20 protein-coding genes are annotated in these 19,177 nt (G+C 30.1%); all 20 read left to right on the plus strand.

The window, feature by feature from the left end; genetic code table 11:
• Nucleotides 1–130: 130 nt before the first annotated feature.
• The 20 genes from ACN0WI_RS15505 (at nt 131) to ACN0WI_RS15600 (ending at nt 18,914) form a co-directional block, all read left to right on the plus strand.
• Nucleotides 131–442 (plus strand): hypothetical protein, encoded by a 312-nt coding sequence (locus tag ACN0WI_RS15505; protein ID WP_417887960.1) that lies wholly within the window; start codon nt 131–133, stop codon nt 440–442.
• Nucleotides 443–745, plus strand: coding sequence for a hypothetical protein (locus ACN0WI_RS15510; protein WP_417887961.1), 303 nt, complete (start codon nt 443–445; stop codon nt 743–745).
• Nucleotides 711–1,682: a hypothetical protein gene (locus ACN0WI_RS15515; protein WP_417887962.1), complete on the plus strand. Its 972-nt coding sequence runs from the start codon at nt 711–713 to the stop codon at nt 1,680–1,682. The genes ACN0WI_RS15510 and ACN0WI_RS15515 overlap by 35 nt, the downstream gene beginning before the upstream one ends.
• A 179-nt stretch (nt 1,683–1,861) precedes the next feature.
• On the plus strand, nt 1,862–2,443 hold the full coding sequence (locus ACN0WI_RS15520) for a hypothetical protein (RefSeq protein WP_417887963.1): 582 nt from the start codon (nt 1,862–1,864) through the stop codon (nt 2,441–2,443).
• Nucleotides 2,444–2,544: 101 nt separating this feature from the next.
• Nucleotides 2,545–3,303, plus strand: coding sequence for a hypothetical protein (locus tag ACN0WI_RS15525; RefSeq protein WP_417887964.1), 759 nt, complete (start codon nt 2,545–2,547; stop codon nt 3,301–3,303).
• Nucleotides 3,304–3,448: 145 nt separating this feature from the next.
• Nucleotides 3,449–4,003: a hypothetical protein gene (locus tag ACN0WI_RS15530; protein ID WP_417887965.1), complete on the plus strand. Its 555-nt coding sequence runs from the start codon at nt 3,449–3,451 to the stop codon at nt 4,001–4,003.
• Nucleotides 4,004–4,150: 147 nt separating this feature from the next.
• The gene (locus ACN0WI_RS15535; protein WP_417887966.1) at nt 4,151–4,546 is read left to right on the plus strand and encodes a hypothetical protein; all 396 of its coding nucleotides are present in this window, start codon (nt 4,151–4,153) and stop codon (nt 4,544–4,546) included.
• Nucleotides 4,547–4,854: 308 nt separating this feature from the next.
• Complete coding sequence (locus ACN0WI_RS15540) at nt 4,855–5,316, plus strand: hypothetical protein (RefSeq protein ID WP_417887967.1); 462 nt, start codon at nt 4,855–4,857, stop codon at nt 5,314–5,316.
• A 216-nt stretch (nt 5,317–5,532) separates the two neighbouring features.
• Nucleotides 5,533–6,555 carry a hypothetical protein gene (locus ACN0WI_RS15545; protein WP_417887968.1) on the plus strand — a complete coding sequence of 341 codons (1,023 nt, stop codon included), beginning with the start codon at nt 5,533–5,535 and terminating at the stop codon, nt 6,553–6,555.
• A gap of 166 nt (nt 6,556–6,721) precedes the next feature.
• On the plus strand, nt 6,722–7,465 hold the full coding sequence (locus tag ACN0WI_RS15550; protein ID WP_417887969.1) for a CPBP family intramembrane glutamic endopeptidase: 744 nt from the start codon (nt 6,722–6,724) through the stop codon (nt 7,463–7,465).
• A gap of 164 nt (nt 7,466–7,629) precedes the next feature.
• Nucleotides 7,630–8,610, plus strand: coding sequence for a toll/interleukin-1 receptor domain-containing protein (locus ACN0WI_RS15555; protein WP_417887970.1), 981 nt, complete (start codon nt 7,630–7,632; stop codon nt 8,608–8,610).
• Nucleotides 8,611–8,763: 153 nt separating this feature from the next.
• Nucleotides 8,764–9,402: a hypothetical protein gene (locus ACN0WI_RS15560; RefSeq protein ID WP_417887971.1), complete on the plus strand. Its 639-nt coding sequence runs from the start codon at nt 8,764–8,766 to the stop codon at nt 9,400–9,402.
• A gap of 157 nt (nt 9,403–9,559) precedes the next feature.
• Entirely contained in the window at nt 9,560–9,892 is a 333-nt protein-coding gene (locus tag ACN0WI_RS15565) for an HNH endonuclease (protein ID WP_417887972.1), read from the plus strand.
• Nucleotides 9,892–10,665: an HNH endonuclease gene (locus tag ACN0WI_RS15570; RefSeq protein WP_417887973.1), complete on the plus strand. Its 774-nt coding sequence runs from the start codon at nt 9,892–9,894 to the stop codon at nt 10,663–10,665. The genes ACN0WI_RS15565 and ACN0WI_RS15570 overlap by 1 nt, the downstream gene beginning before the upstream one ends.
• 174 nt (nt 10,666–10,839) lie before the next feature.
• Nucleotides 10,840–12,519 (plus strand): hypothetical protein, encoded by a 1,680-nt coding sequence (locus ACN0WI_RS15575; RefSeq protein ID WP_417887974.1) that lies wholly within the window; start codon nt 10,840–10,842, stop codon nt 12,517–12,519.
• A gap of 171 nt (nt 12,520–12,690) precedes the next feature.
• On the plus strand, nt 12,691–13,191 hold the full coding sequence (locus ACN0WI_RS15580) for a hypothetical protein (RefSeq protein ID WP_417887975.1): 501 nt from the start codon (nt 12,691–12,693) through the stop codon (nt 13,189–13,191).
• A gap of 804 nt (nt 13,192–13,995) precedes the next feature.
• Nucleotides 13,996–14,751 carry a hypothetical protein gene (locus ACN0WI_RS15585; protein ID WP_417887976.1) on the plus strand — a complete coding sequence of 252 codons (756 nt, stop codon included), beginning with the start codon at nt 13,996–13,998 and terminating at the stop codon, nt 14,749–14,751.
• 799 nt (nt 14,752–15,550) lie between these two features.
• Nucleotides 15,551–16,876, plus strand: a complete 1,326-nt coding sequence (locus ACN0WI_RS15590) for a redoxin domain-containing protein (protein WP_417887977.1) — start codon at nt 15,551–15,553, stop codon at nt 16,874–16,876.
• 162 nt (nt 16,877–17,038) lie between these two features.
• Nucleotides 17,039–17,899: an FRG domain-containing protein gene (locus ACN0WI_RS15595; RefSeq protein ID WP_417887978.1), complete on the plus strand. Its 861-nt coding sequence runs from the start codon at nt 17,039–17,041 to the stop codon at nt 17,897–17,899.
• A 166-nt stretch (nt 17,900–18,065) separates the two neighbouring features.
• Entirely contained in the window at nt 18,066–18,914 is an 849-nt protein-coding gene (locus ACN0WI_RS15600) for a hypothetical protein (protein ID WP_417887979.1), read from the plus strand.
• The last annotated feature ends 263 nt before the right edge of the window (nt 18,915–19,177 follow it).

Raw genomic sequence — 19,177 nt, forward strand, 5'->3', positions numbered from 1 at the left:
ACCACAATTACGGCGGATTCGACTACGTCCGAATCCACTCGGAATTGCTAACACCTGTGCTTAACCGAAAAATTAACGTATATTAACCCGTAACTGACGGTTATACCAGACCGTTGTAGAGTATTTAAAAATGAAACCAACAGATAGACAAGGACTTTTTGAAGTGATTGACAGTTTTGCAATCCGAAACCGAAATCAATTCTATTTAATCGGGAAACTTAAAGAAGGTGAAATCAAAGAGAATTGGTTCGTAAATATTCCTTTCAACTCAAGTTTATCCATGTCAGTGAGGATAAATAGTATTGAAGAAATTGAAATGGCTTCAGAAAAAGAATCCCATACACTATTAATAGTCGATTGTGATGATGAAGCAATTGACTTATACATGGCATTGAACGTAGGGCTTGAATATTTACCTGTAACAATTGAAGGAGAAGATTAGATGGCAATATCTAAAAAGGGTTTAAGAAAAATAGTCGTTGCTAATCGGGAGTTCTACTGGAAGTTTAACGAAAATATTTTTGTGATTTCAGATGAGGCTAAAAACGGTTTGTTAGTTGTGGATTTTGGATGGTATGATGTATGGCTTTATATAAATGATAAAGAAAACAGACCTCCTGACTTCGAGCCTAAAAGCGTGACTCCTAAGTTTGTTAGTGAATCAATAACATACGCTTTGACTCAAGGATGGGATGACCGAAAAATGGAAATTGAATTTAGAAACGGAGTTTACAAAAAGAAATAAAAACACTCTACAACACTATGTAAAATGCATTAAAACGCATTTTACATTAAACGTTGTAAAACATTTTGACCAACCACAAATGAAAGGAATACTAACAGCCATTTTAGACACTTCAAAAGATAGATTGAAAAATCCTTTCATTGGGGCATTTGTAATTTCTTGGGTAGCAATTAATTGGAAGCCGATTGTAACATTTCTATTTTCTGACAAAACAGTAGAAAAGCGAATTGAGCTGATTGAATTAAATTATGAATCAACTTGGAATATTCTCTTTTTACCATTAATTATTGCAGGTATCTATATTATTGTTCTTCCTTATTTAATGCTAATATTTGACCTGATTTCCAATAATGCTCTTAAAAAGAGAAAGGAAAATCTTTTTGAACATAGATTTTATGATATTCAAGGAAGAAAAAAATTAGCGATTGGAGAAAGTGAATTAGAAGACATCAAAGCGAACTATAGAGAAAAGTCAGACCTAAATAGAAAAATTGAGCAACTTAACAACAACATAGAAAAGAAAAACGAATTAATTGAAAATCTGCAATCCAAAGTAGAAACATTGAATAAAGATTATGAAAATCTCAAAAGACTTTCAACTGACTCAATGAATTTAAGCTTTACTCTTGATGAAGAAAAAGAACTTAACGAAGAATATGCGAAATTTCGAGATGAGGATTACTCTGAATATTTTACCGAAGTTGGTTCTGAAGTAAGCCAAAATAACTCAATACCTTCCAAAATTGATAAAATAATTATAGAGAAATACATATATGCAGGAATCATTAAAAAGATAATTGATAAAGAAGAACAATCTATCAACTATGTTTTTACTCGAAAAGGAAGATATTTTTGGAAAGAGTATGTAAGCGGAATTAGAATATCTAAACCGAATAGTGGATTAAGAATTGACGATGGAGATGAATTACCTTTCTAAAAAAACGTTTTACAACAATGTATAACCGCAATTACGGCGGATTCGACTACGTCCGAATCCACTCGGAATTGCTAAAGTCAGTGACAAACCGAAAATTAACGCATATTAATCCGTAACTGACGGTTATACGACACCGTTAGCTGCAAGCAAAACGGAGCAGCCTGACCAAGATTAGATTAATGGATAAAGATTATAAAATTATAGAAGCAGGTAATAAAAGCAAACAAGGATTGGTTGCAAGACTTAAAAGTACATCTGAACAAGGTATTGTAGTCGGAGAGATTAATGAGAATAATCAAGGTTGGCAGATTCAGTTTAGTTTTGACAATAAATCAATTGTAAAGCGACTTGACATTAATGAAATCGAATTGACGGGAAAGATTGATAATGACAATTTATTGTTACGTCTTGCTCGTGATATATTCTCAACTGATTCTAAAACAAAACTATGGACTTCAGAGATATTGTGTTCTTTCATAGAAGAATATGGAGCTGATTTGAAACTTGAAAATCTAGGACAAACTATTGACAAAATGATTGAATTGTTGTCAAAGGATAATGATTATGATATTGACCAAAAATTAGCAGAGGGGATATTTGAATTTATTTGGCTCAATAAACTTGATAAAAAAGAGGAGAAAAGATTGTTAATTCGACTTGCAAAATTGAATAAGGATGTGCTTTTCTGCTACCTTGATGATGAAGATTATAGAAAAGTCAGAGAGGTTGATGATTTTATTAAACAAGGACGAAAATATTAATGCCAGCAGCTAACAATAAATATACGTAATGCGGGGCGATTTGGTAAATTTGAACTTTAGAGCATTTAATAAACATAGTAGCGGTTTGATAATGAAGTGCCTTGAAATCCCGCACTACGCATATTCGAGCCGTTACCCGTAAGTTGAAAAAAATTAAGAACATATTAGTAATTTTAGCCTTTTTGCTCATAAGTTGTGTTAAAAAACAAAAAGCAAATGATGAATTAGATTTACCAAAAATTGAAATTTATCAACCTAAAGAGCGAATTGTTTCAAATTTTGGTAATCCAATTACTGATGAATGGATTTTAAGTGAGTTTTTCGATAATGATACAACTTTATTTCAAGATAAATATCTTAACGACTGTTCTTCTTTTTTACATCGTCCAAACTATCAAATATTCACTAAAGTTGACCCAAAATCTAATAAATTAATTTATGCAGGTCCATTTTCCGCAACTACACAAGATTTAAAAGAAAACCCTTTCATAAAAGATGAAGAAATTATAGGTTTTGACTTCAAAGAAAGTAAAATTAGGATTAGTTCAACAGGTGTTTCTAAAATAATGAGCTTAAAACCTAATATGAATCATAGCAGACAGTTTGTTATTACAATTGATAAAATGCCCATTTTGACAGGCTATTTTTTTAACACTTTTTCTTCATCTTATGTTAGTCATTTTTACATAGAACATCTTTATAAAGACGAAAACTTTAAATCTAATAGCCCCAAGATATCTGATTATGAAATATTTTATAATCCAAAATCGGAATTTGATTGGGAACCTATTCAATATAATTTTAAAAAAAATGCAAAGTTCTATAAAGCATTCAAAGAAACTAACAAGCTAATTGAATAAACCTACGGGTAACAACGCATATAGTTTATGGAAGAATTAGTGCTAAAACCAAAGTTTTTGTATTTTAGAAAAGTAAAATTTTAATCGAAAAATTAGTGCATTTTTGCCCGCCACAAACCATATGCGCAAACCGTTGCCCACAATTATGAAAAAAGTTGTACTGATATTATTAATCGGAATTTTATTTGCCAATTGTGCTGACAAAAACGAAAAGCTGGAAACTACAGAAATAAACAAATCGGGTAATATTACATCTGAAAAAAAGCTTAAATATATCGACAGATGGAACCAAATTGAACTTGCTCAAACGGATGATGAACTCGGAGAATGGGGTGGAAACTCTGACATCATAATAATTTACTCTGATGGAGAAAAAATTTATGCAAACTATTCGAGATATTTGGGTTCTTATCAGCCACCAAAACCACCGAAAGAAAACGAAGAACCAAACAAGTGGTATAAATACAAGGAATTGGAAGATAAAGTTGATAGCATTGAATTGAATAACGTGCAAATTGAATTGATTGAAAATGCAATATTGGAACTGACTAAACTAAAAATCAATTCAAAATCATCATTTTCTCATAGCGGAATTATAAATAGAGTAATTTCAAGAGATTCAAGTTTAATTATAAGAGATTATCCTTCAAAAGAGTGGAAAGCGTTTCAGAACTTGAAAAAAAGTATAACGGAAAAATAACTGTGGGCAACAACGTGTATAATTAATAGCTATTTATCAACTACTTACGAAAATCCTTGCGGATTTTCTATTCGGTTTTTATTTGCTAAATTAAATGCTTAATCACGCCACTAATCATACACAATCACGTTGTGTGTAATTTGAGCAATGAAACAAACAATAACCAAATCTGATAAAAATTTGAAAATCCTAAACAAACTAATTGTGAACGGATTTTACACTGGTTATATCGGACCCGAAAAGTTTGAATTAATGCCAAATCGCTTTCCGAACAATCACAGATTAATTGGAATTATAAATGAAAATGGAAATTATGACTTGAAATTTGATTTTAAGTCGCCAATGAATCTTGCTGGAAAAATATTAATCGGACTTGGAATTCTGACTATAATAGTTTCTATGATTAATGGAAATTGGATTTTACCAATTGCATTGACTGTTTTCGGACTGATATTCTTTGCGGATTTTAAAATAAAAGAGAAAAAAGAAATAAATCGTTTGACTGACAAAATTTTGGAATTCCATAAAACGGAATATGACTGAATTTAAAAAACTACACACAACACCGGCTATAGTTCATTGCGGCGGAATTTCCTATCGGAAATTCCTGCGTATTTGCTAACCTCGGTTTACGGCGGAATAGTTCTGCCGAACCATTCCGCAACGAAACCATAGCCAAACCGTTGTAAAACATTTTCAAAAAACCACTACTTAATTAAGTAAAGAATATTGCTTTAGATATTTATATTTAGAATAATAACTTTTTTTACAGATTTGAACTATAACTTTCAAATAAATAATGTAACATCTATAATGTATTCTACACATTATAGAAATATTATATATAATAAATGAATCAAATAACCGAGAGACTAATTTTAAAAGAAGGGATAAAAACTAATCTTAAAGTAGAAAATTTAAAATTATTAATGAATAAAGAGACTCCTTCTAAATTTAATATTGAATGGCTATCGGAAAAAGAGTTTAAATTTTTATCTAAATTCTCTTTAGGAACATTACAAATGACAGGTAATCCAGGAGCAATAGAAGGAATTAAAGGATATGCCGAAATAATTAATAGTAACGGTAAAGCGAAAATTATTATTAAAACCAAAATTCGAAGTGAACTCTATATAATTGGAGTTTTATCTATAGTATTTCCGATTATATTTATACTTAATGAAAAAGAAGATTTTCCTATATGGGTATATTTTTTAATGCCAATAGCATTTTTTTGGTTTCGATTTATATATAGACTTCAAGAAAAAAGTTTGTTTAATAAAATTAGAAAATATATTAATAATTTGAAATAATAAACGTTTTACAACATCGTATATAACAAATAGCTACCTCTTTTCTAAACCGAAAATTTTGGTATATTTGGTTAACCGCCAAATCTTTTGATTTGGCAACTAAAAAAGAAAAGTAGTTAGTTGCAAAATACAAAAGAGTTGGCTCGAATTTGATTGAAAGCTTCTCTCCTATTTTCGCTCTACTTGTCATATACAAACTCGTTGGCAATAATATAAATGAACATCGATAATTTTAAAGAAAAATACTGGAAAGACCCTGTTTGGAGCAAGGTTATATCTTTTGTAATAATAGGAATTGGTTCTTTTTTATTTACCACAATTTATATTTGGTTTAAAAGTCTATATGATAAAGTGACTTTTAAAGAAATATCTGAAAAAGTATTTGAATATTTAGAATCAACAACTGAAATTAATAATTTTTTATTTTGGAATATTATAGTTGTCTTAGGAGTTTTTTTAATAAGCTTTATTTATTCTATCTATAAAAAATTAAAAAAACCTATAAAGAAATCACCAAAAGAGGAAGATGAGGATGAACTTCCAAGAACTGGAATGACTTCAAGCGCAATTTTTTCTAGTAAACTAGCAGGAGCATTTTCTGGCCAACGAGGGTTCAAATGGTACGAATCCAAAGAAGCAATAATGAGATTAGAAAAATTCTTTGAACCACCACTTAGATATGAACCCATTACAAATGATGCTACATCTACACCAATTTGGTGGTTTAGAGCTGGAAGCTCGATGTATATTGATAATTTTAAAAAACTATCTAGAACAAGATTATTAATTGGAATAAGAGAATTCAAAATTAAAAGAATCGGGGTTTTTGTAAGCGATTCGTATTACAAATCTTTTATCTACGTAGAAACTTCAGGCGAAAAGCAAACGGGAGTCCATAATTTGAAAAAAGAAGATATAAAAAGACATATTAATTCCTTTGGGTACTCTTCAGAAGAATATGGTTTATATAAAAATAAAATTAAGTTAACCAGACAAGAGTATGACGATGCCTCAAAAGTAATAAATGGCAAAGTTAGAGATACATTTGGAGCTGAACTGAGAGTAAGGTTTTTAAGCGATTATAATTTCCTAATTACTGCTAATCAATCACCCTTTAACTCAAGAAAGTTTGATATGGAATCACAAGAGAGTATGAATAAAATTTTAAAAGGAGAGATGAAGGCGGATGACTTTATTGAAAGCCTTAAAAAATATGAAAAGAATGAACTCTATAGGTAATATACTATTGCCAACAACGATTAATCGCAAATAGCGGCTTTAGATAAAAAAGTGTAATTTTAGAAACCAAGAAAGAAAAGATTAAGCCGACAAATCCATGTGTCCTATTCCGCTACTTGCGATAATCGAAGCCGTTGGCAGTAATTAAACTCAACATCACGAAAGAATGAAATATGAATTAAAACCTTTTTGGAATAGGTATTTTAAATTCGACTGGAAATTTGGACTATTCTTACTTCTGACTGTCTGTATTACTCGGTTTTTTTTAGTTTTGAAAGCAAATGAAACTGGAAATTACAGTTTGATTGGTTTAGTTATGTTTATTTCTGCAATAATTCCGTTCGTATTTTTGAGTAAGTATGGAAGAAAAAAAATAGGAATTAAAACAACGAGGAAACTGAATTATTTGATTCTCGCTTTGGGAATCGGAATAATATTTAGTCTTATTTTGCATTTTTTAGGACAAGGTCTTTATGGAAAAACTTATGAAAATTGGTATGAATATATTGGAAAATCATATAATATTCCCGAAAATATTTCTGCTCAAGGAAAAAGGACAATGTTTCTAATAATGGCAATTACAGGAATGATTTTTAGCCCAATTGGAGAGGAATTGTTTTTTAGAGGAATAGTTCACGGAAGTTTTGCGAAAACTGTTGGAAATAAAAGAGCATCAATTATAGATAGTTCTGCTTTTGCATTAACTCATATTTCACATTTTGGTTTAGTTTTCGTTAATAAAAATTGGGACTTTTATTTAGTTCCAGCAATAATTTGGGTTTTAGGAATGTTCATTGCAAGTTTAATATTCTTTGAAATGAAAAAAAGAACCGACTCTATTTTGGGAGCAATATTATGTCATTCAGGTTTCAATTTAGGAATGATTTACTGTATATTCTATTTAATATGAACAAAAATAACTACTGCCAACACCGTGTATAATTAATTGCTTGGTTTTAGCCAATTTACGAAAGTCCTCGCGGACTTTCTATCTGTGTTTTATTTGCTAACTTTAGTGCTTAAAACACGCAACTAACCATACACAATCACGTTGTGCGCAATTAAAACAAAAATATGGCAAAAATTTACCTTTCTTATCAACATCAAGACATTGAGCTAATAAAGAAAATTGGTGAAGATTTAAAAAGCCGAGGACATTCAATAATAATGGACGAGACCATTATGAAAGTTGGTGTGGATTGGAGAAAAGAGCTATTGAATGAATTGAAAAGTTCTGACGGCCTACTTGTATTAATTACTGAAAACAGTTTAAATTCGAAATATGTTATTAGTGAAATAGGCACAACTAGAGCATTTATTGACGAAAATGAAAATAAAAAGTTTTTAATTCCTGTAATTTACGGAGACATAGAAATCCCTGATTTCATTAAGGACTTATATTGTATTAGGCTTTCAGATAAAAATTATGAAGAATCGATAAATAGAATAGATTCTTCTATTTCTAGTTTCATCGGAAAAAAAGAAGCTGTTGAGGAAAAAGCTTCTGAAAAAAGAGAATTTATAGAAAGAAAAGCAGCTGATTATATAAAGATAGCAACTGACGCTTTAAAAAAGAGAGAGACCCAAAATAAAGCTGTCGCTTACTTATGCTACAGTATTGGATTTATAACACTAGTTGCAGGTATATTCTTTGCAGTTAATGGACTAAAATCAATTTCGGAGGTTGCAGAAACTATTAAGGTTACGCCAAACATTATTTGGATAACAATTATTACTCTACTACTAAAAAGTGTCATAATAATTGGTTTATTATTGGCGTGTTCTAAATACACTTTTACTTTGGGAAAATCGTTTATGCACGAAGCTTTGAGAAATGCTGACAGACTACACGCTATTTCTTTTGGAGAGTTTTTTATTAAAGCCTACGGAGATAAAATTTCGTCATACAATGAAATAAATGAAATCTTTCAAAATTGGAATATTGACAAGTCTTCTTCTTTTTACGAACTAAATTCGGATAGTTATGACCCTAAATTTTCAGAAAACCTTATTGATATAATTAAGTCATTAACAGAAAAAATTAGAACAAAATAACTGCGCACAACAACGTATAACAACAATTGCGGCTTTGTGTCCTGCGGACACGACCGCGCAAGCATAAAAGTCGGGAATTTTAGCTATCTTAGTTTTTAACGAATCCGCAACTGATTGTTATACAAACACGTTGTGCGTCATTTAAGAAAACCCGTGAGATACAAGAAAATAAGAGGATTAAAACGAAAAGTAGCCAATATTCAGAATTGGATAAGTGGATATTCGGAATTGAATATTGAACTTCTGAATGAACACAAATATGAATATGCAAAAGTATATGTTGACCCTTGGGACAATTTGACTTTGACAAACAGCCAAATTCCTGAACCAAAAGGAAAAGCGAAAAAAGATATACTAAACGGACTTGAAAAAATATATGACAGTTGGAAAAATGAATTGGAAAAAATAAACAAACCGTATTATTTAAAAATATGGCTTTACGAACCAAGGATTTCTAAATCTCAAGTCGTTTGTGCAATTGACGAAAAGATTGAGTATTACGAAAACCTATTTGAAAAAGCAGATTTTAAGCCAAATGATTCGTCATTTACTAATCAGTTGAGTTCTGAATTTAAATGGCAACCGAATATTGACGAAGAACCTTATTGGGAAAGTGATTTACTTTGGCCAATTGACCAGTACGAAAGAATAGAAGACTGCTATTCGGACAGAAGACTTTTGAACAAACTGAAAAAAGGGAATTTTAAGAATAAAGAAATTGACAGTCCTAATGGAAATAAAGACACGATTTATTTCTTACCAAAAGGGAAAATTTGGGTTGGAGAAAAATAAAAAACGAACGCACAACAATGGCTATAAGTAATTGCTTGTTCTCGCCTTCTTCTGAAAATCCTCGCGGATTTTCAGTTTGGTGTGTACTTGCAAAGTTAAGTGCTAAAATAAGCAACTACTCATAGCCGAGACCGTTAGGCAACATTAAAAAATCCGTATGGCAAACAAATGGGGAATTCCCAAAGAAACAGAAGAATATGTAATCAAAAGATATTTAGCTTGTGTTTATTGTGGTGTGGATTTTTCAATTGAACATAAATCGAGAAAAACTAAACCAACTTGGGAACATATAGTAAATGATATAAGGATTAATTCAATTGACAACATTTCATTATGTTGTACTTCTTGTAATGCCAGTAAAGGAGCAAAATTATTAGAAGATTGGTTAGAAAGTACATATTGCAGTTCTAAAGGAATAAACAAAGAAACTGTTGCGCAAGTAATTAAAAATGCAATCGAAAATCCACCTAAATTAAATCTCAAAGAGTAATGAATTGGATAATTTCAGCAAATTCCAAAATGTACGACCATTCAAGTTCATTTGAACATTATGGTTCAATAGATTGGCGACAAGGAAAAACTAAATTTGAAGTTGGAGATATAGTTTATATTTATTGTACTCGACCTTTAATGATGTTGCAGTACAAGTGTATAGTTGACAGAATTGATTTAGACTCTTCACAAATTAGAGACGATAAAGAATATTGGATTGACCAAGAAGAATATTTAAAATCTTTAGATGGAAAATTTATGACTTTAAAGCTAATTGAGCAGATTTCAAATAGCAGAATGAAACTTGTGAATCTTAAAGAAAATGGACTGAAGGCAGCACCTCAAGGTCCAATGAAAATTAAAAACGAAATTCTACAAAAGTACATTGACACTTATTTTACAGATAATTATCAAACTGACTTTTTTCCAGAAACTTTAAAAGAAAGTGAAATGGAATACGAAGGAGCAAAAAAAACAGTAATAGTAAATAAATACGAACGAAGTTCAAAAGCACGAGAAAATGCAGTAAATTATCACGGACTGAACTGTAAAGTCTGTAATCTGAATTTTAAAAAAGTTTATGGAGAAATTGGAGAAGATTTTATTCACATTCATCATATAGTTCCAATTAACGAAATCGGAAAGAATTATAAAATAGATTATAAGAAAGACTTAATTCCTGTTTGTCCAAATTGTCATTCTATGTTACACAGAAAATTGAATGGAAAAGAATCAACAATTGAGGAATTGAAACTAATGATGGAAAAATAAAAACGTTGCCTAACACCGTATATAATTTATTGCTAGTTCTAGCCTACTTACGAAAATCCTCGCGGATTTTCTATTCGGTTTGTATTTGCTAAATTAGGTGCTTAAAACACGCAACAAACCATATACAAACACGTTGTGCATAATAATATAACCCAACCGAAATGAAGGTAATGAATGAAATCTAAGGAAGAAAAAGAGTACGAAGAAAGAGTAAAACGAAGAGTTCTAATTTTAAAAGAACAGCTCGAAAATGGGAACATTCATATATCCGAGCATCTTGCTGATGATTTCGAAAAAAGTTTACTTAAAGTTCGTTTAGATGAAAATGGCGAGCCTGACTTAGATACTGTAGATGGCAGAATTAGGTCAATGGCTCTTATGGCTGAACATATAGACCATAGGCAAAAAATGAAAAGTGCCATTTCTCTTAGACAAATTCAGGAAGGTTATTTCAACAGAATGGAAAGTAATTTCAATCATTTTTATGAAATAATGATTGAAAAAGATGTTTCACCACATCAAGTAGCAGAAGTTATTGCCTTTGGTAAACAATCAATAGACCATTTAGACGAAGTAATTGAACCAATTTTAAAAGACCTTGAGAAATTTTGGGAATTAGTTGCTGAGTCTGGTTATTTACATCTTGAAGACGATTACGATTCAATAAAAGCCATTTTTGGTGGAGATTTATTTCCATCTAATGAAGAAAACATTGCTTCAAAATGTGGAATTTACACAGATACAATAATACTTCCTTGCCCATTTATTCGGTCAAGAAATATGTTTAATGTTTGGAATAAACAGCAAAGAGTATATTATTTATTAAAACACGTTTTAAACATTCTGCAATATAAAGAACTTGCATTAACAGAACTTGACAAACCAATAATTGCAATACTACCAGATAAAGAAATGATGGATGAATTTGCATATGAGAATATATCAAAACTAGGAGAAAAAGATGCACTTTATCACGCTGAAAAAGTTTTTGACAGGAAGTTTGAAAGTATGGATGAACTTATAGATTTTGAAAAAAGTCTAGATACTGTAGAAAAAGTTACTAATGAAATAAAAGACCGAAATCGTGTATTATTTGACACAGAGTTTAAAGAACCTTTAGAATTACAAATAAAAAATCATACGGAAAGTGATTCTGCAAAAGCTATGAGCACTAACAATCCCGGTATTTTAGTCTCAATGATGGGTTTTGGTAGAATGAGTGTTTGTAACGAATTATTACTGAAATCATCCAAAGTAGGCGGAATTCCATTAATTGATGCACCAACTTCTTGGGAATATTTCAAATGGAAATTAGAATACGATTCCGAAAGAACCTATCCTGACAAAGATTACAGTAAACTTCATATCGTAAAAGGCCTAAATGGTCTTGATAATTCTAAACTACAATGGATTGGAAAAATACCTCCCAAAGGTCTAATAGAATTAAGAAAAAATGGTGCTATTAATGAAATTAGAGAAATACTGCTAAAAGGAATTGATGAATTAGTAAATGCGAATCAATTTGATTTTACAAGTACATCTCATAAAGTGTTTAATAACTTGAATTTTGCTTTTAATCAACATCAAGAAAACATAAAAAAACTAACAAATAAAAAATGGAGAATAGCGGGAAAAGATTTTGGTTCTTGGTTAGTTATGGGTTCTGTTGAGATTGCTTCTGCTTGTACAGGAAATATGATTTTTGGTTTACCATCTGCTGTATTAAGCCAAATATTAGATGCACCAAAACTTAAGGATTTACCTAAAACAATTGAAAATATAAAGCAAACAGAGCAAGAAAAAGAAAAACTTAAGAAATCGCCATTAGGTTTGATGTTTAAGTATAGTAAGTAAAAAATTACTATGCACAACAACGTATAACAACAATTGCGGCTTTGTGCCCTGCGGACACAACCGCACAAGCATAAAAAGTTGGTAATTTTACCTATCTTAGTTTCTAAACAATCCGCAACTGATTGTTATACAAACACGTTGTAGTGCATTTAAGAAAAACATCGAAACACATTGAAAAGAATATTCTATTTGATTTTAATTTTTACGACTATCTCTTGTCAAACTGAAATTGATAAAATTAAGAATAGTGATAGTATTCAAGAATGTATCGGAAACGTCACTCAACATATCAATCAATGTTTTGAAGGCTCAAATCAAATTGAAGTAGATGAAAAAGCAAAATATGATTTTAAAAATAATATTCTAACTGTGTATAAAGGAAAATCTTTAACGGACTATTTTCAAAAATGGGAAATACCACTCGCTGAATTAGACCCAAACAGAATTGAAATAAAAAATGAAGGGATTTCAATGAAAAAGATTACAGTTTTCACAAAAAATAACGAGCCAAAAATCAAGTATTACAAAGACAACCAAATTGAATCGAATACTTATCAAAATAATTACTATTTGATGGACTATTGTTTTGAGAAAGAAAGTGGAATCGAATTATTATTTGAATCATACAAACGTGCTATTTATTTAACTCAAAAAAAACCTTCTGAATTATAACGAAATGAAAACGCACTACAACATCAGCTATAGCAAATTCGGGCTAAAGTGCTAAAATGAAAGTAATTACACAAAATAAACTAAATGCTAAACGGAAAGGAAAGTGCCTTGAAATCCCGCACTTGCCATAGCCGAGAACCGTTACCTGTAATTGCTCCAAAAACTCACTCGAACCGATGATAATGAAAAGAATTGACGAAATTCAAACTCAAAATTGATAAAATAAGTTCTGATTTTAATCAATAATAACTCAGCTGAAAAAAGAAAATCGATTAATCGAAAATCAGTTTTTTAAAGCTTAATTTTTAGAAAAAAATCAGAATTCTGAGAAAAGAAAAAATAAGAGAACTTACAGACTTAAAAGAAGTATTTAGAATAAAAGATTTGCACACTCAAACGTAAAAAAGACTTGAAAACAATCGAAAATCAATAAATCAAAAGGTCTTTTCTAAAAAACTGAATCCGAAAATGACAAAAATCAAAACGAATTAATTTCAAAGAAAAATTGGAAAAACAACAACAATTTAAAGATTATCAGACAAAAAAGCTAAAAATTTATTTTCATCCTACTCTGATAAATAAATAAAATCTTAATAGAAAATAATCGAAATTTGATAAATTAGAGTACAATTAAATAGCTGAACGTGTCGCAACAACAGGTAACAATGTATAACCGCAATTACGGCGGATTCGACTACGTACGAATCCACTCGGAATTGCTAGAGCCTGTGACAAATCGAAAATAATCGCTAAATTTACCCGTAACTGACGGTTATACTGGACCGTTACCTGCAAGCTGAAAATATGAGAATTTTAATTACAATTTTATCTTTTATTTTTATCCAAACTCTAACTGCACAGAATAATGTTGCAGAATTAAAATCCTTTTTAGAAACTTTAGAAAAAACGGATTCAATAAAACAAAAAATTAAAGAAGCACACTTCCAAAATTTAGAAATTCTTGATTTGTATATTGAATTGGAGAGGAAAATTGATTTTGGATATATGCAATATAGAATTTTAGTTATGCCAATTTCAGGTTGGGATTTAAAACTTAACTTTATAAGTAAAGATGGAATAATAAAATATGGATTGATTTCAGAATATAAATATAATGAAGAGAAACATCTAAACATTAAAAATTTTAGTAGATCGCCTGATATATTAAGACAATATACTTCAAAACACAACAAATATTATGATACTAATCTTGACCAACCAGATTTTATAGAACAATTACTCAAAGAATATGTTGTCGGATTTGGTTGCGGATTTAGCGGCAAGCAAATCTCAAAAGAATCTAAAAAATCAATTAGATATGCTAAAAAAAGAAATTTTAAGAAACTTAATGAATTACTAACATCATTTTCTCCTGAATTACAAACCTTGGGTGTAATTGGTATTTTGAAAATTGGGAAAATAACTGATTTACAAAAAAAGATTATTCAGCACTTAAAAAAAAGAAATTCTGTAATTTACAGTTGTTCTGGATGCTTATATGGAATTGGAGAAACATTCAATAAAAGAATAAAATATTATGAACAGAAAGCCAGCAGGTAACAATGCGTATAGCCAATTGCGGCTAAATACTTAATCGATATTCGATGTTTTTAGCTATATTTATTTTTAAGCGCAAAAAAACTAGCTAACCAACCGCAACTGGCCATACTCGAAGCAGTTGTAAAAAATAGCTCCGGAACCAATCTCCCTCTGAAAACTGAACTGATCCAGATGACTAAAATTCGATAAAATAAGGTGATATTTTTAAAAAAAATGACAAAATCAAGCTCTGACCTGATCTGAACGCAGAAAATCTATAATCGAAATTCGATAAAAAAAAGTTATAAATTTTCATTTGAAAAAGGAAACTGAAAATGCTGATCAAAACTGTTTTAAAAGCAGTCTCTGAAAAAAAACACGCTGAGTAAAATCAATCCAAATTGAAAATGGATTTTTTAAATATGCTTTAAAATCAAGTAAAATCGGAATACGACGCCCTAAAGATCAAATTGAATAATACTAACTTAAAATATTAAACTGACAAAAATCCGATTGACTAAAATTGACTCCTCTCCTGCTCCAAATAAAATAAAAATTCAGAAATCCGAAATCCGAAATTTGATAAAATTCAAGACCATTATTTACAATATGAAAGAACAGAAAAACCAATCTGAACGTGTCGCTACATTTTACAACAATGGTTATAATTCATTGCGGCGGAATTTTCTACCGAAAATTCCACGAATATTTGCTAAATTACAGCCGTAACCGAAAAGTCCTGGCGGACTTTTCCGCAACGAAATTATAACCTAACCCGTTGTAAGCAATTTAAAACAAAAATCGTAAATACATTAAAAATTTGAAAAAAGCAATTTTTGGATTTATCACTCTATTAATAATTTCCTGCAATGAAAAACCTGAAAAAGAATTTTCATTAAGAGGCACAACTAATGGGATTGAAGATGGAACATTGCTTTATTTAACTGATATGTTAGATAGAAAATCAATTGATTCAACAACAGTTGAAGACAATACATTTTTCTTTAAAACTAAACTGACTAAATCTCCTTTACAGGTCGTTCTACATACAGAAGATCATTCACAATACAGATTTTTATGGTTGGAACAAAACACTATGGATTTCGATGGCACCAAAGCAGATTTTCGAAATGCAAATGTGACAGGTTCCAAACTAGAAAATTTATCGCAAACCTTATACAAGGGAATAGACACACTTGCCAAAGAAGAACGAACTAAAAAAGAAATAAAATTTGTGGAAAAAAATCCTAATAGTGTTTTAAGTGCATATTTACTATCTACATATACTACCACATGGGGAAAAAAGGAAACAAAAGAACTGTTTGAGAATTTTTCAGAAGAAAACAAAAATTCAGAGTATGGAAATAAAATCTCAAGATATATTGAACTAAATATTGACCCAAAAATAGGTGACCAATATGTTGACTTTGAAATGAAAGATATAAATGGGAAAATCAAAAAACTATCCGACCTGAGAGCAAAAGTCATACTTCTTGAATTTTGGGCGTCTTGGTGTGTTCCCTGTCGTATGGAAAACCCTCTACTTGTAAAAACCTACGAAGAATTTAATCCAAAGGGTTTTGAAGTATTTGCAGTTTCATTAGATGAAGATATAAATAGTTGGAAAAAAGCCGTAGAAAAAGATAACCTTGATTGGATACAGGTAAGTGACCTCGAAGGTGATGAAAATAAGGCAAGTTTAATTTATGGCATTAACAGTATACCTGATAGCTTCTTAATAGACGAAAATGGAAGAATCATAGCTCGAAACCTTAGAGGTAACAAATTAAATAATAAACTTTTTGAAATTTTCGAATCTGATAGCCCAAGATCGGAAGTCGTAGATAAAATTAGCCGTAAATTTTTTAAAACGTTGAACACATCAAATTATAAAGAAATAAAAACTTATTTCTCCCCTTTAACAGTACCAGAATTAACAGATAGTACTCTACAGAATATAATTGATAAATTAGATTATTCCAAAGAACTTAAACTTTTTGATACCAAAATCATATCAGGAAGAAATAATTCTGTTTCCTTATATCGTTATAAAAGTACAGCAACTAGCTCTTTTTATATAGTGTTATGGTATGATAAACAGAATAGGATTACCAACATAGCCTTTGAAAATATAACAGTCCAGTAAATTGCCAGTTGCCAACAGCGCATAAAAAAAATGCTTAAACCTGTCTCAAATCCAAATTTCGTACTTGCTTGCAACGCCTGATTATCATACAAACAATCAAGCTCGCCAGCTCGCACTATTTTTATACCAGACGTTAGGTGCAATTTAAAAAAACTCAATAAAATGTCAGAAAATCATAGTGATAATATTTTTTGTGAATACACAATTAAGTCTTGGACAGATTTGAGAACACTATTTTCAAAAATTGATGATTGGGTTTTTAGAGGACACGCAGATAGTCAATGGACATTACAAACTACTTTAGAAAGAGGTGCTGAAATGAACAAATCAGGCATAAGAGATATACCTGCAATCGAAAAAAATATAATAGAAAAATTTAAACGTAGAGCCAGTAATTATTTAGATGAATATCCTGATGACGATAATCTACTTGAGTGGCTTTCACTTATACAACATCACGGCGGACCAACTAGATTACTAGACTTTTCAAAATCATATTATGTTGGCCTTTTCTTTTCAGTAAATCACACTACGACTGAATCTGCTGTTTATTGCTTAAATCGAAAATTAGTACATAACAAAGGGCTTGAAACAGAAGAAAAAAGATATAGAGAAGATTTTTTAGAATTTGGAAGTAGAGCTCATTGCAATTTTGCTCTAAAAGAACAGACCTTAAGCCCTTTAGTAACGACAGTTGAACCTTATAATATTCACGAAAGATTATCAAGACAACAAGGACTTTTTGCTATTCCATTTGAAGGACGACAAAGTTTCGAATATAATCTTTCTCTAACGGTAAATTCATATCAAAAGGAATTACCAAAAAGCAGAAAAATTGAAAATTTCGAAACAAAAGTAAAGTTGCTCAACGAGGAATGTGGTTTATTAAAAATTATAATACCAACGGAATTCCATAATGAAATTAAGAAAGATTTGAAACTAATGAATATTACCAATGAAACATTATTTCCAGGAATAGACGGATTTTCAAAATCATTATTTAACGAATTCGATATTTCGTGATAAAACTGCACCTAACACCGTATATAATTTATTGCTAGTTCTAGCCTACTTACGAAAATCCTCGCGGATTTTCTATTTGGTTTTTATTTGCTAAATTACTTGCTTAACCACGCAACAAACCATATACAAACACGTTGTGTGTAATTAGTAAATCATTCTCATTAATATGAATAAAACTCAGCTAGAATTAAATAACTTTTTACAAAATTTAAATGATTATGACCGAAAATTTCAAGAGCTCGTTTTAAATAGAAATCAGTTTGAACTTTATTCATATTTAGCTAAAGATATTTTTAATGATTTTCCCAATAATTTACCAAAGGAATTATTAATGGATTATTTTGGAAGGAGATATGTGGATCTTCACAATGAACTAAAAAAAAGAGAACTTAATACTGAAGAATTAAATAAGGAAAAAGAGTTATATAACTTTTGCATTTCCCAATTAGAAAATAAAAGCAAAATCACTAAAATTGGAGCCATTTTAGGAAATATTCATCAAATTTCAAGATACTATCTAAATATGGAATCTTCCGAATGGCCTGATTTCAAAAATATAAGATTATCACAAGAAATTATATCTTCTTGTTCAATTGCTGAAGGGTTTATAGTTGATACTATAAAACTAATAAATGAAAGATCTAAGGAAATACAGTATGACAATAATAAAATATATAATCTTTGCTATGGTTCAATTGGGGAAAAATTAAAAAAAATTAGCAATGAATTTGAACTAGAGATTTCCCTAAACGATAAACAAAAATTTGATTTAAAGAAACTTGTAAAAACAAGAAATTTAATTGTTCATAATTCATCGAAGGCTGACAAAAAATGGATCAGTTATTTTAAAGCTGATATAAATATTGAAGATAAAATAATTCTATCTTCGACTATCACGGAAAATTTATTGGATAATTTAATTGATTCAATGTATGAACTTTATCGTAAGGTCAGTTTAAAGTATTTGGATAAAGATGAAAAATATATTTTCAATAAACTAATAGATGTCAAATAACTACACACAACAACGTATAACAACAATTGCGGCTTTGTGTCCTGCGGACACAACCGCGCACGTATAAAAGTCGGGGATTTTAGCTATCTTAGTTTTAAACAATCCGCAACTGATTGTTATACAAAACCGTTAGCCATAAACTAAAAGCTTTATTGTAATTAAAATATAAACTATAGTTTGAATAAAATTAACCTCAACACATTAAAAATACTTAGAGGAGCAATTTGCATTTGTTTTTTTATCATAAGTACACCTTTTTTTTC

Source organism: Zunongwangia sp. (genome assembly GCF_048269745.1).
Lineage (GTDB): Bacteria > Bacteroidota > Bacteroidia > Flavobacteriales > Flavobacteriaceae > Zunongwangia.

Excerpts from the sequence above, each read along its gene's own strand:
- ACN0WI_RS15510 (WP_417887961.1), top strand. The coding sequence starts at position 443 with ATGGCAATATCTAAAAAGGGTTTAAGAAAAATAGTCGTTGCTAATCGG.
- ACN0WI_RS15575 (WP_417887974.1), top strand. The coding sequence starts at position 10,840 with ATGAAATCTAAGGAAGAAAAAGAGTACGAAGAAAGAGTAAAACGAAGA.
- ACN0WI_RS15530 (WP_417887965.1), top strand. The coding sequence starts at position 3,449 with ATGAAAAAAGTTGTACTGATATTATTAATCGGAATTTTATTTGCCAAT.
- ACN0WI_RS15505 (WP_417887960.1), top strand. The coding sequence starts at position 131 with ATGAAACCAACAGATAGACAAGGACTTTTTGAAGTGATTGACAGTTTT.
- ACN0WI_RS15555 (WP_417887970.1), top strand. The coding sequence starts at position 7,630 with ATGGCAAAAATTTACCTTTCTTATCAACATCAAGACATTGAGCTAATA.
- ACN0WI_RS15545 (WP_417887968.1), top strand. The coding sequence starts at position 5,533 with ATGAACATCGATAATTTTAAAGAAAAATACTGGAAAGACCCTGTTTGG.
- ACN0WI_RS15595 (WP_417887978.1), top strand. The coding sequence starts at position 17,039 with ATGTCAGAAAATCATAGTGATAATATTTTTTGTGAATACACAATTAAG.
- ACN0WI_RS15540 (WP_417887967.1), top strand. The coding sequence starts at position 4,855 with ATGAATCAAATAACCGAGAGACTAATTTTAAAAGAAGGGATAAAAACT.
- ACN0WI_RS15550 (WP_417887969.1), top strand. The coding sequence starts at position 6,722 with ATGAAATATGAATTAAAACCTTTTTGGAATAGGTATTTTAAATTCGAC.
- ACN0WI_RS15570 (WP_417887973.1), top strand. The coding sequence starts at position 9,892 with ATGAATTGGATAATTTCAGCAAATTCCAAAATGTACGACCATTCAAGT.
- ACN0WI_RS15600 (WP_417887979.1), top strand. The coding sequence starts at position 18,066 with ATGAATAAAACTCAGCTAGAATTAAATAACTTTTTACAAAATTTAAAT.
- ACN0WI_RS15585 (WP_417887976.1), top strand. The coding sequence starts at position 13,996 with ATGAGAATTTTAATTACAATTTTATCTTTTATTTTTATCCAAACTCTA.
- ACN0WI_RS15565 (WP_417887972.1), top strand. The coding sequence starts at position 9,560 with ATGGCAAACAAATGGGGAATTCCCAAAGAAACAGAAGAATATGTAATC.
- ACN0WI_RS15520 (WP_417887963.1), top strand. The coding sequence starts at position 1,862 with ATGGATAAAGATTATAAAATTATAGAAGCAGGTAATAAAAGCAAACAA.
- ACN0WI_RS15535 (WP_417887966.1), top strand. The coding sequence starts at position 4,151 with ATGAAACAAACAATAACCAAATCTGATAAAAATTTGAAAATCCTAAAC.